Annotated in this window: 13 protein-coding genes; 8 read left to right on the forward strand and 5 right to left on the reverse strand. The window is 35.9% G+C overall.

All coding sequences use genetic code 11. The features are described from left to right. Positions 1–10: 10 nt before the first annotated feature. Both TY11_RS06810 and TY11_RS06815 read right to left on the reverse strand, forming a co-directional pair. Entirely contained in the window at positions 11–781 is a 771-nt protein-coding gene (locus TY11_RS06810) for a transporter substrate-binding domain-containing protein (RefSeq protein ID WP_042144364.1), read from the reverse strand. 489 nt (positions 782–1,270) lie between these two features. Next, positions 1,271–1,702 carry a YugN family protein gene (locus tag TY11_RS06815; protein WP_042144366.1) on the reverse strand — a complete coding sequence of 144 codons (432 nt, stop codon included), beginning with the start codon at positions 1,700–1,702 and terminating at the stop codon, positions 1,271–1,273. Between the two features lie 151 nt (positions 1,703–1,853). On the opposite strand from TY11_RS06815, the gene TY11_RS06820 reads away from it, so the two are divergent. Continuing rightward, positions 1,854–2,477 carry a class I SAM-dependent methyltransferase gene (locus TY11_RS06820; RefSeq protein ID WP_042144368.1) on the forward strand — a complete coding sequence of 208 codons (624 nt, stop codon included), beginning with the start codon at positions 1,854–1,856 and terminating at the stop codon, positions 2,475–2,477. Between the two features lie 283 nt (positions 2,478–2,760). Here the strand turns inward: TY11_RS06820 and TY11_RS06825 are convergent, their stop codons facing one another. After that, positions 2,761–3,924: an MFS transporter gene (locus TY11_RS06825; protein WP_042144370.1), complete on the reverse strand. Its 1,164-nt coding sequence runs from the start codon at positions 3,922–3,924 to the stop codon at positions 2,761–2,763. 194 nt (positions 3,925–4,118) lie between these two features. Between TY11_RS06825 and TY11_RS06830 the strand changes: the two genes are divergently transcribed. From TY11_RS06830 to TY11_RS06845, 4 genes are all read left to right on the forward strand, one after another. Further along, positions 4,119–4,724, forward strand: coding sequence for an SAM-dependent methyltransferase (locus TY11_RS06830; protein WP_042144374.1), 606 nt, complete (start codon positions 4,119–4,121; stop codon positions 4,722–4,724). A gap of 25 nt (positions 4,725–4,749) precedes the next feature. Further along, positions 4,750–5,694 (forward strand): RNA polymerase sigma factor, encoded by a 945-nt coding sequence (locus tag TY11_RS06835; RefSeq protein WP_042144376.1) that lies wholly within the window; start codon positions 4,750–4,752, stop codon positions 5,692–5,694. A 71-nt stretch (positions 5,695–5,765) separates the two neighbouring features. Beyond that, on the forward strand, positions 5,766–6,140 hold the full coding sequence (locus TY11_RS06840; RefSeq protein WP_042144379.1) for a VOC family protein: 375 nt from the start codon (positions 5,766–5,768) through the stop codon (positions 6,138–6,140). Positions 6,141–6,160: 20 nt separating this feature from the next. Next, on the forward strand, positions 6,161–6,919 hold the full coding sequence (locus TY11_RS06845; RefSeq protein WP_042144380.1) for a GNAT family N-acetyltransferase: 759 nt from the start codon (positions 6,161–6,163) through the stop codon (positions 6,917–6,919). A gap of 20 nt (positions 6,920–6,939) precedes the next feature. Here the strand turns inward: TY11_RS06845 and TY11_RS06850 are convergent, their stop codons facing one another. Then, the gene (locus TY11_RS06850) at positions 6,940–7,977 is read right to left on the reverse strand and encodes a flavin-containing monooxygenase (RefSeq protein WP_042144383.1); all 1,038 of its coding nucleotides are present in this window, start codon (positions 7,975–7,977) and stop codon (positions 6,940–6,942) included. Positions 7,978–8,102: 125 nt separating this feature from the next. Here TY11_RS06850 and TY11_RS06855 point away from each other — a divergent pair, with 125 nt between their 5' ends. The 3 genes from TY11_RS06855 to TY11_RS06865 all read left to right on the forward strand — a co-directional run bounded on the left by TY11_RS06855 (position 8,103) and on the right by TY11_RS06865 (position 11,213). Then, positions 8,103–8,492, forward strand: coding sequence for an ArsR/SmtB family transcription factor (locus TY11_RS06855; RefSeq protein ID WP_042144385.1), 390 nt, complete (start codon positions 8,103–8,105; stop codon positions 8,490–8,492). After that, positions 8,479–10,590, forward strand: a complete 2,112-nt coding sequence (locus TY11_RS06860; RefSeq protein WP_042144388.1) for a heavy metal translocating P-type ATPase — start codon at positions 8,479–8,481, stop codon at positions 10,588–10,590. Before TY11_RS06855 ends, TY11_RS06860 begins: the two co-directional genes overlap by 14 nt. Before the next feature lie 158 nt (positions 10,591–10,748). Then, positions 10,749–11,213 (forward strand): MarR family winged helix-turn-helix transcriptional regulator, encoded by a 465-nt coding sequence (locus tag TY11_RS06865; protein WP_042144390.1) that lies wholly within the window; start codon positions 10,749–10,751, stop codon positions 11,211–11,213. Positions 11,214–11,261: 48 nt separating this feature from the next. Here TY11_RS06865 and TY11_RS06870 read toward each other — a convergent pair whose 3' ends face one another. After that, entirely contained in the window at positions 11,262–11,819 is a 558-nt protein-coding gene (locus tag TY11_RS06870; RefSeq protein ID WP_042144393.1) for a 5' nucleotidase, NT5C type, read from the reverse strand. Positions 11,820–11,825: the final 6 nt, after the last annotated feature.

Consider the following 11,825-nt stretch of genomic DNA (forward strand, 5'->3'; position numbering starts at 1 on the left):
TACAGATTACTTACTCTCCTAGGTACTTACTGATAATTTCGTCGTATTTTCCATTTTCCTTTAAACTAGCTAAGCCATCATTTATTTTCTTCAATAACTCATCATTTTTACCTTTTAATACTGAGATTCCATAGTTATCACCGTTTAACTTATCTCCCACAACTTTTAATTCAAGGTCGCTTGTAGCAATGGCATACTTGATGACCGGATAGTCTTCTAACAAGGCATCGGCACTACCGTTTGAAACTTCTTGGAACATGGAAGTACTGTCTTTGACTTGGATGATTTCATAGCCATACTCATCCTTGTTTTCCGTTGCATAATTTGCACCGGTAGTTCCATTTTTAACAGCAATTGTCTTTCCTTCTAAATCTTCAATGCTAGAAATCTCTGTATTGTCTTCAGCAACAACTAGTGACAACCCAGATTCAAAATAAGGATCAGAAAAATCTACCGTTTTCTTTCGGTCTTCCGTAATACTCATTCCACCCATACCAATATCCAGTTCACCAGCTTGCATTGCTGGAATAATGCCACTGAAGTCCATTGCTTCAATTTTAATTTCGAATCCTTGGTCATCAGCAATTGCATTTATTAAATCAATATCGATTCCTTTCATTTCACCATTTTCTTGATATTCAAATGGTGGATATGTAGTATCAACTCCAACTGTATAAACTGTGTCATCTCCACCTTCTCCTGAGGTTGAATTTGAGTCACCACATGCGGTTAAGATGAGAATTAATGTGATTATAAAACCAAAATATAGTAATTTTTTCATGTGCTAATGCCTCCTTGATTTATATTTAACGCTTACATATCTAGTATTCTATACATACGCACAAGTAATTGTCAAGAAAAATCAAAATTAATCAAAAATGAAAAATAATTAATTACTTTCGTTAATTAACTGACGAAATTACAAAAAGCAACATATAAAAAGAATATGTTGCCTTAGTCTCAGGTATAAAATTAAGTATTTTTGAATTTCAGCTTTTTAAGCTATAAATGCATAAAACGAGAAGAGGTAGGGACATTACTAAACTAGATTATAAAAGGAAAAGGCTGTCGTTGCGCTTTACTATCTTCCGAAATATAAGTACCTTGAAAAAGAAAAACGCTTTTTCTGTGTGCGATGTTTCGCTGCCGTAGCCTTGCTTGGGACTGCGCTTACTCGTCCCTATGCTGGAAGTTAAAGTGAAGTATATTTCCAAAGCAGGTATTAGCACTATATTGTTCGATTCTTCATTTAAACTTGCCTCTTCATTTGTTAAGATATAGATTTATTACGTATGGCTATTTCGTTAGCAAACTGATTGGATACATCTTCACCAATCTCTTCCCACTTATTCTTTTCACGGATATAGCCATCTTTATCAAGTGGAGCCTGAAATTGATTAAATCCTGTTGCTGCAAGTAAGGAATTTTCATCCTTATCTAAGCCTAAATGTACAACGTGTTTAATAACAAATGGTTTTCGGAATTCAATGAATGCATCGTTTCGATCTAACATGCCCTCTAACACATGGAATGGCATACGAAGATAAATAGTTTCTCCACCCTCACGATGTAGTGTTGCATCAAAGAAAGCCCCATCATACTCCCAACTCCCACACAAACTAAGACCAAATTGTTTTGCTAACCTGCGGGCATCTCCGAAGTATATCCTTTTTCCTTCTAGTTCCGTTTCTAATTCAATCATATATGTACTCCTTCCTAGATTTATATTTACTATCATTAGCAATAATTGGGATAAAATACCTTTAAATATATAAGCTACTAAATAATATATTTCGCAGTCTGTCAAAAGGAGTGATAGACTGATTTTATAATGAAGGAATGTGGGGAAATTTATGCTAGAGGATACAGGTGAAAGAGTCATACCAGAAAAAATGAAAATCATGAATGGTTTATTGTTAGAGCATGTAGCAAGATACCATTTTGCAAGGGAGTATGTTTATGGAAGAGTACTTGATTTTGCAAGTGGCTCAGGATTCGGTACCCACATTATCGCAAAATCTAACATGAATACGATTGATGAAGTAATTGGAATTGATATTAACCAGGATGCAGTGAAATATGCACAGGCTACCTATTATCATCCGCTTTCTAAGTTTCTTGTTGGGAATGTGGTTGATTCGAAACTCCCAGATAAGCTCGGAGTATTTGATTGCATTGTTAGCTTTGAAACGATTGAACATGTTTCAGAAGAAGAAGCATTCTTACAAAATATATATCGGATGCTAAAGCCTGGAGGGACTTTAATTTTATCGACCCCATTTGGGGAAGGAAGGGGTATACCTAGTGGACAGGAGTTTCATATTCACCAGTTAACGGTTGAGGAATTTAAACATTTATTTCATGAGTATCAGAATACAGATTTTTACTATCAAAAAGGTGTATTGATTCAGCCAGCAGATGCTACTGAAGATAAAAATTTTCCACTTGGAATAGCAATATGTAGGAAAAAGACTTAATTCTAAGGAATTCGGTTTTTTTGTGGCAGTGTATTTGTAATGTTATTAACAGACAAGTAATTTAGTTCAAGGAGAATTTAGTTTAAAGAAACGTTGTGTACGAAAGCCAACCGAATAAAAGAATTCAATTGCAAGGTAAGAAAGTGGCAATGGTAGGTGACGGTGTTATAATGAATCAAAAGTAACATTAGCACAATTGCTAGAAGCAGTTGAAGATCAAGGCTATGATGTAGCTTAATGTAGAAAACACCCTTGGGGGGACATCCTCCAAGGGTGTTTTTGGTTAGTTTGTTGTTGTAGATTTATTTATATTTCCACTTTTCATCGATATATACATGGATGCAAGGGAGGCAATAATTAATATCCCTCCAATAAAAGCATTGGCATCAGTAGAAAATTGTCCAATAATAATTCCACCAAAGAAAGCACCAACAGCTATTCCAAAATGTAAAGAGGAATTGCTTAAGCTTTGTTGAATATCAGCTGTTTCCGGTGAACTCTCAATCAGATAGCTTTGCATAGCAGGCGAAATAGCCCAACTCATGATGCCCCAAATGATTAGGCTGATTATGAATATTGGCATTATACCAGTTGTAAAAGGAATAATCATCATAATCATACCAAAAAGAACAATGGCAGAAATCACCGTTCTTTTTGTTCCTAGTGTATCTGCTAATGTACCGCCAATTCCACCACCACTTACCGCGGCAACACCAAAGATCAAAAAGATAATACTAATCCATGTTGCTCCAAAATCCATTGATTCCTGTAGAAAAGGCTTTAAATACGTATATAGCACAGAGTGTCCAGTCATATATAAAAAGGTTGTAATATGTGCAAACAGTATCTTTCGGCTTTTCAAAGTAGCGAGCTGTACACCAATTGGTACAGAGGGACTTGGTTCAACTCGGTCCATCCATAGATAAACACCGATAATGGAAAATGCTGTTAATATAGAGATAAGAACAAAGGGTGCTCGCCAACTAAACATTTCTCCTAGCATTAATCCAATTGGTACACCAAGCACTAACGATCCACTAACCCCCATCGATACAATACCGATGGCTCGTCCACGGTATTTTGGCTCTACAAGCCTTGGTGCCATAACAAGGCATAAGATAATAAGAAGTGCCCCACTAAAAGCAGAGATAATCCGACCGGTTAATAATATAGCGTAAGTTGGGCTAATAACAGATATGATATTCCCAAGTAAAAAAAGAATTAAAAAGTTTAACGTTAATTTTTTTCGTTCAATTTTTGCTGTCATGATTAGTAGGATTGGCGAGGCGATTGCAAATATTAATGAAAAGATAGTCACTAGAAAGCCTGCAGCTCCTAAGGATACATTTAAATCCTTAGCAATTAAATCCAATAATCCACTTATAATCAGTTCAACCATTCCAACGATAAACGAAACAATCATTAAAAAATATACGCGTTTGTCCATGAAGTAAGTACGTCCTTTCTAAATACCTTTTAATGATAACCGTGTTGACGAGGGAAAACAAGCGCGAAATAATAGAAGAGGAGATAGGAATAAGTAGATAAGCAGAAGTTAGCTACCCCTTACGGAAGAATATCTCTTGTCTATACAAATAAAGAACCTTAGAACACGATAAATACTACAAAGGAGAACCCTAAATGAAGGAATACTCGTACGATAAACTTCTGAACATACATACAAATGAGAAAGGTACCCCAAATCAATTAGGTCATTATTATCCATACGAGCCAACGCCGTATGAAGCATTGGAAGCATTATTTGAACAGTACGAGTTGGAAAGCAGTGACCATGTTGTTGATTTTGGATGTGGCCTAGGAAGATTAAATTTCTTCATTCATTATTTTTACCAAGCTTCTGTGGTAGGAGTTGAGATGAATGAAATCTCTTATAGGAAGGCTCTCCAAAACCAAAAACAATATGCAAAGAAGATAAAGAAACCGATTCAAAGGGTAGAGTTTAAATGTTGCCGAGCAGAGGATTATGGTATTACTGAAAAAGACAATCGGTTTTATTTCTTTAATCCGTTTTCTATCCATATTTTCCAACGCATCATCAATCGAATTCTTCGTTCAGTTGAAGAATCTCCTAGAGAAGTTGATATCATCTTGTACTATCCTTCGGAGGATTATATATATTATATGGACAATCAAAGTGTTTTTAGGTTGGATAAGGAAATTGTTGTACCTGGATATTTTGAAAAGAACCCAAATGAACGGTTTTTAATCTACCGTTTAAACATATAAGTAATCATGATAGGAGAGTATTCTAATGGAAAATTTGAATCAAATAGGCGATGAACTAAGAAAAATTGAGAGAGAATTTAAGAAAAAAATAGAGCCCCATCGCTCGGATTTATGGAGGTATTGTTATAGACTAACTGGATCGCCTTGGGATACGGAAGATTTGGTTCAAGAAACTTTATTAAAGTCATTATCTGTATTAGCCAAATTATTTCAACCTGTAGAAACTAAAGCATATTTATTTAGAATAGCTACCAATCAGTGGATTGACCATATAAGAAAAAATCGAATTACTCAACTACCACTGAAAGAATTTGTTTTACAGGAAAACTCCTCAGAATTTGATTATATGCTGTATGAAAACTTAGAGATACTGGTTCAGCAACTTACACCTATGCAATATGTAGCACTAATTCTTTCAGATGGATTTGGATTCAAAGCACAAGATGTTGCCAGAATAATAGGTTCTTCTGAAGGAGCGATTTATACAGGCTTAAGTAGGGCAAGAAGTGTTCTTAAGAACAATAGGAAGAAAATATCGCTCCCGAACTCCATACATCCGATTGAAGCTAATAAAGCTATGGACAGGCTGATTGCAGGTTTTCGAAATAAAGATCCAATGCTAATTGCTTCTATGCTAGATGATAATATAACGGTAGATATCATCCACTCAGGAGTTGAGCTTGGAGTTAATGAAGCTAAACGGAACTCGTTGAAGGATTGGAAAGAAATCGTGGATAAACAACATCTTTTAGAAGTTATGTATATCGAGTTATGGGGGAAACCGGTTATTATTGAAATGGAAAGAAAGTCTGACAATTATCTTTATCTTAATAATGTCCACTATATGGAATTGCATCAAGATAAGGTCATCCATTGGAAGTTTTACTGTTTCTCTTATGATTTCATGAAATTGGTTGCAGCTACACTTGATGTGAGACTAAACGCAGCAAATTTTTATCATATTTTTTAAAATTCTATGTAAGGTTTTTTATTTATCACTCGTTATATAAGGTGATATAACTATTATAGGAGAGTGTTAGAATGAAAAGCCCAATTCAAAACAAAGTGAATACAATTTTTATTCATGTGAGTAACTTGGAAAAATTGGTAAAATGGTATTGTGACTTAATGGGGCAAGATTATGATTTATCATCAGTAATAAGACCGGTTTACCACTTACAGGTAAATCAGGAATTAGGTATAACCATAGATGCAGGACCATCGGGATTAAGGGAAAATCTTGGATTCCTAGACTATCCTTTATTTAATTTTCATACAGAGAATATAGACCAAGCATATGAATATATTAATCAACTAGATTATGATATCAACTCTGAGATTATTAGGTTTGAGGACTTTTCCTACTTCACAGTCCGTGATCCAGACCATAATATCATAATGATTTGCACAGGATAACTGAAAGGTAAGAGGGAAACATGAATATTTCATTTAAAAATATCGACATCATAGGGAACGTTATAAAGGAGAATAATCTATACAAACACTATCATTACCCAGAAATGTTGAATCGATATTCAAGTAATTTCATAGCGTTCAAGAAAATGCCAACTCTTCATGAATTTGTAGGAACAGAACAGTTCTTACGTGACTTTCATTTAAAACATGGGCAACATCATGTGGAATTTGTCTTTCCTCAAGATAAGAAACCAACTACTGAACTAGATGAGTACCTTAATAAACAAGAGTACTCCATTGCAAAAAATGAATTATATACCATTGAACCAAGCAAATTCCCAGAGGCTCGATCAATTAAAGATATTCTTGTTGAACAGGTAGGTATGGAGACGCTGAAGGATTATCTACTCCTTCAGTATGAGCAGGACCTAAAGTATGGCGAGAACTTTGCAAAAGAGAAACAGAATCTACTAAAGCGTAATTATGACAGTGGTATAGTTATTCAAATTATTGCCTACTATAAAGGAAGTCCCGCTGGTGCAGTAGATGTTATTCTAACCGAAGGAATTGTTGAGATTGATAATTTATTTGTGAAGGAGCCATTTCAACGTAAAGGAATTGGTAGCCAATTACAGCGGTTTGTTATGGATTCCTATAAAGATAATAAGGTAATTTTAGTTGCCGATGGGGATGATACTCCTAGAGAGATGTACCAGAGGCAAAATTATAAATATGTAGGTTTCCAATATGAGGCTTTGAAAGTGTATGAGAAGGAATAATAGGACGGGGGATACCTGTCCTATTGTCTTAGATGCTCAACTAAGTAATTCGCATCATACCCAATTCCTTGTAGTAAAGCAGAACCTCTTCTATATTGCCATGGTAAACCAAGGAAAAACAACCCCTCTATATTTGTAATTCCTCTTTTATGTAGTGGGGCTCCGTTCTGATTAATAACCTCTGGAATGTTGGAAAGAAAATGATAATCTGGCTTAAAACCTGTTGCCCAGATCACATTCTGTATCTCCAAATGATCTTGCCCATTAAAAAAGACCGTATTTCCCCTTGCATCGAAAGAACGCCCCACTATTCTTACATTCTTTTCAACAATGGCTTGCTTTAATTCATTACCAAAAATAGGGTCTCCTTGCTTTTGAATCTTTTTTCCGAAGAAGGAGGTAGAACTTGCTGATAATATACCCAATTTATCAAACCACCAGAAAATACTCTTTTTCCCTATGTATAGTGGCATAAACTTTAGACTTTGACCGGTTGATAGATAGGTGGTTCTCTCCTTAGAGACTTCCGCAGCTATCTGCGCTCCACTATTTCCTCCTCCAACAACTAAAACGTTTCCTTCTACTAATTGAGTAGGGTTTTTGTATTCAGACGAATGTAGTTGCAAGACTTCGGATGCCAGTTTTTTTGCAAAAGTTGGGATTTTCGGGTGCTGAAATGGCCCTGTTGCAATAATGACATTCTTAGCTTTATACTCTCGTTGATTTGTAGATATAGAAAAATAATCCCCATTCTTATGTATTTGATATACTTCAGTATTAAGTCTAACTGGTAAATCAAACGTTTCTGCATATCGTTTCAAATAGAATGAAATTTCATCTTTAGTTGGAAGTGAATTTGAATCACCTTCTACTATTGATCCCGGGAGAGAACTATATTGTTTGGATGTAAAAAGTATTAAAGAATCATATCGTTCTCTCCACACCTGGCCAATTTCTTGATTCTTATCTAGGATAAGGTAGTCCAGACCAGTCTTTTTTAGATAATACCCAATGGAAAGACCTGCCTGGCCAGCCCCAACAACAATGGTATTGTACAATCGAATCACCCCTTACTATTATTTTATCATTCAAATACCCATTTGAATATTATAATTGACAAAATATTCTTTTGCAGCATACAATATTACTATAATCAAACGAATATTAGAATGAGGCGATAAATATGGCGGATACAGTGTTGAAAAAAGTGGAGAAAGATACATGTGAAACTTTTTGTTATGCTGAGGAAAAGGTTAATAAAATAAAGCCACAAGTAGAAGAGGTTGCCGGGGTTGAAATGATATTCAAAGCATTGTCAGATGCAACACGACTAAAGATCACCTATGCTCTTACCTTAGAAGAAGAACTATGTGTATGTGATGTTGCAAATATTATTGATTCAACATCAGCAACTGCATCCCATCATTTACGATTACTTCGAAATATGGGACTGGCAAAATACCGTAAGGAAGGTAAACTGGTTTTCTATTCTTTAAAGGATGACCACGTGCATCAACTAGTTTCCATTGCACTAGAACATTCGAAGGAAGGTGTCACAGTTGGAGGAAAATAAACAGGTTTATCGACTACAAGGTTTATCCTGTACAAACTGTGCTGCTAAGTTTGAAAAAAATGTACGAGAGATTACAAGTGTAGAAGATGTTCAGTTGAATTTTGGTGCAGCTAAGTTAACGGTACAAGGAGCAGCAACAATTGATGAATTAGAAGAAGCGGGAGCTTTTGATGGAATCAAGGTTTATCCGGATAATCGTCGCGAGCCTGAGAAGAAGCAATCCTTTTGGAAGAAACGTGAAAATATTACCACAATAATATCGCTGTTTTTTACAGTGGTAGGCTACGTACTTTACTTTATGTTAGATGAAAGTCACCCTGCTACAGTAGGTGCATTCATAAGTGCGATCTTAATCGGTGGTTATAGTCTATTTAAAGTTGGTATGAAAAATTTATTAAAGCTTCAGTTTGATATGAAGACCTTGATGACGATAGCTATTATTGGAGCAGCAATTATTGGTGAGTGGGCAGAGGGGGCAGTTGTAGTATTCTTATTTGCCCTAAGTGAAGCATTGGAAAGTTATTCAATGGAAAAGGCACGTCAATCCATTAAGTCATTAATGGATATTGCGCCAAAGAAGGCTACCATTAGACGTGGAAGTGCGACAATGGAAATTGATGTGGAAGATGTTCGGATTGGCGATATTCTAATCATTAAACCAGGTCAAAAAATTGCAATGGATGGCGAAGTAGTAAAAGGTCAGTCCTCTATCAACCAAGCTGCCATTACAGGTGAGTCTATCCCAGTTCATAAAACAGCTGGTGATGAAGTATTTGCCGGGACAATAAATGAAGAAGGATCATTAGAAGTACGCGTTACCAAGCGTGTAGAAGATACGACTATTGCTAAAATAATTCATCTCGTGGAAGAGGCACAGGCTGAAAAAGCCCCTTCCCAGCAGTTTGTTGATCGATTTGCTAAATATTATACTCCAGCTATTATGATAATTGCATTTTTAGTTGCCGTCATACCTCCACTACTATTTGGAGGTTCTTGGTCAGAATGGGTATATAGTGGATTAGCGGTATTGGTTGTGGGGTGCCCCTGTGCATTAGTTGTTTCAACACCAGTCGCAATTGTAACAGCAATTGGAAATGCTGCTCGAAACGGTGTGTTAATTAAAGGCGGAATTCATCTGGAAGAAACAGGACGACTAAATGCGATTGCCTTTGATAAAACAGGGACACTTACAGAAGGAAAACCAGAAGTAACGGATATAGTATTATTAACCGATAAAAGCGAGTCGGAAATATTAAGTATTGCTCAGTCAATTGAACAGTTTTCGCAACATCCACTTGCTTCTGCGATTACACGTAAAGCCATTCGTGTTCATGCAGAATCGTATCAAGCGGATGGATTCATTTCTGTTACTGGAAAAGGTGCAAAGGCTACGGTGCAGGGAGTAGAATATTATATTGGCTCTCCAACTTTATTTGAAGATATATTGGACATAGGTAGTAAAGTGCGAGAAAAAATTAGTCGTCTACAAGCAGACGGCAAGACTGTTATGCTACTAGGAACAGAAACTAAAGTCGATGCGCTTATTGCGGTTGCTGACCAAATTCGTAAATCAAGCAAAACCATCATTCATAAGCTGCATGAACTTGGAATCAAACAAACTGTTATGTTAACCGGTGATAATAAGTTAACTGGGAATGCGATTGGGTCGAGTCTTGGTTTAACAGAAACAAAAGCAGAACTTTTACCCGAAGATAAATTAATAGCTATAAACAATATAAAAGAGAAATATGGAAATGTTGCAATGGTTGGAGATGGGATAAACGATGCACCAGCTTTAGCAAGTGCGAATGTTGGGATTGCAATGGGAGGAGCTGGAACAGATACCGCTCTTGAAACTGCAGATATTGCCCTGATGGCAGATGACTTGGAAAAGCTCCCATATACCATATCTTTAAGCAGAAAAACATTAGCAATTATTAAACAAAACATCACATTCGCATTAGCTTTAAAAATCGTTGCATTGCTATTAGTCATTCCAGGGTGGTTAACCTTATGGATTGCTATTTTCGCTGACATGGGTGCTACGCTTATTGTTGTCCTCAATTCTATGCGACTAATCAAAAAGGATGTGCTATAGGGAAAAGTCCCTGTAGCACATCCCTCTTATGATATGGCTTCTATCAACCTTCATGAATGGAAAAAAATAACTATTTACTATTAAATTCATAGAAAATCCTAATTATATAAGATATACTATACTCAACTTGATTACAATAAGTAAAAGGATTGATATTTATGGTCAAATCGAATCAATTTAATGAAGACCAGGAGCTTTCTCTGAAACTTTTTATTGTTTTAACGAGAGCTATCGAAGCAATTGAAAAACAGGTTACTCAAAATATTAAAAGTTATGGACTTAATTTAACCGAATTTGGTGTACTTGAGTTGCTATATCATAAAGGTGGACAACCTATCCAGAAGATCGGACAAAAGGTGTTACTTGCAAGTAGTAGTATTACCTACGTGGTAGATAAATTGGAAGAAAAGAATTTCTTAACTCGTGAAGCATGTCCTAATGATAGAAGGGTTACACACGCCGTCATAACCGAGGCTGGTACGGAATTAATGGATGAGATCTTCCCGCAGCATGCGGCTGCAATGAGTGAAATTATGGGTGGTCTATCCGTTGAAGAGAAAAAAGTTGCAGTAGATCAATTGAAGAGATTAGGTCTATTCGCTAAAAACTTAGAACTAATATAATTAAGTTTTTGACAAAAGGTACTGCTTCCACATGAGCAGTACCTTTTGTTATATTTCTTCTATAAACTCTGACCATTTCAGAATTCTATTATATTTATGTGTGCGATTATACGATTGGTCCATCAAGAATAGCTTTATCGGTTCTTCTGATAAGGTATCCAGGATAGCTGGTTTATCATCTACATAATAATCTAGGTTCAATTCTTTAATGATATGGACTTTTTCATGATCCTGCATACCATAGAAGAAACGGTTATCTTGAACAGGAAAGCCTTGCTCCTTCAACCATTCTTTCGTTCTCTCACCATGCTGCTTTGGTCTTGCTGTAATATAGAAAATTTCATGGCCATCTTCTATTAACTTATTCAATGCTTCTACAGCGCCTTGAAATGGAGGACAGTCAGTGTAATAAATCTCCTCAAGTGAACGATTCCACATTTCACTACCTTCATCGTCTGTTAAACCAAAGGGCTCATGAATCTCTACCCTTTGTAATTTATAAAATTCGTCCTGAGGAACATCTTTATTTAGCTTCTTTTTATACAAAATGAAAGCATGTTCACGTAAGTTTATTAACGTATCATCAATATCAAAACCAAACTTCATGATATC

The organism is Paucisalibacillus algeriensis (genome assembly GCF_000577245.1).
GTDB lineage: Bacteria > Bacillota > Bacilli > Bacillales > Amphibacillaceae > Ornithinibacillus.

Coding starts and splice junctions, on each gene's coding strand:
- TY11_RS06815 (WP_042144366.1), bottom strand. CDS start 1,702: ATGATTGAATTAGAAACGGAACTAGAAGGAAAAAGGATATACTTCGGA.
- TY11_RS06870 (WP_042144393.1), bottom strand. CDS start 11,819: ATGAAGTTTGGTTTTGATATTGATGATACGTTAATAAACTTACGTGAA.
- TY11_RS06820 (WP_042144368.1), top strand. CDS start 1,854: ATGCTAGAGGATACAGGTGAAAGAGTCATACCAGAAAAAATGAAAATC.
- TY11_RS06810 (WP_042144364.1), bottom strand. CDS start 781: ATGAAAAAATTACTATATTTTGGTTTTATAATCACATTAATTCTCATC.
- TY11_RS06855 (WP_042144385.1), top strand. CDS start 8,103: ATGGCGGATACAGTGTTGAAAAAAGTGGAGAAAGATACATGTGAAACT.
- TY11_RS06830 (WP_042144374.1), top strand. CDS start 4,119: ATGAAGGAATACTCGTACGATAAACTTCTGAACATACATACAAATGAG.
- TY11_RS06845 (WP_042144380.1), top strand. CDS start 6,161: ATGAATATTTCATTTAAAAATATCGACATCATAGGGAACGTTATAAAG.
- TY11_RS06835 (WP_042144376.1), top strand. CDS start 4,750: ATGGAAAATTTGAATCAAATAGGCGATGAACTAAGAAAAATTGAGAGA.
- TY11_RS06840 (WP_042144379.1), top strand. CDS start 5,766: ATGAAAAGCCCAATTCAAAACAAAGTGAATACAATTTTTATTCATGTG.
- TY11_RS06825 (WP_042144370.1), bottom strand. CDS start 3,924: ATGGACAAACGCGTATATTTTTTAATGATTGTTTCGTTTATCGTTGGA.
- TY11_RS06865 (WP_042144390.1), top strand. CDS start 10,749: ATGGTCAAATCGAATCAATTTAATGAAGACCAGGAGCTTTCTCTGAAA.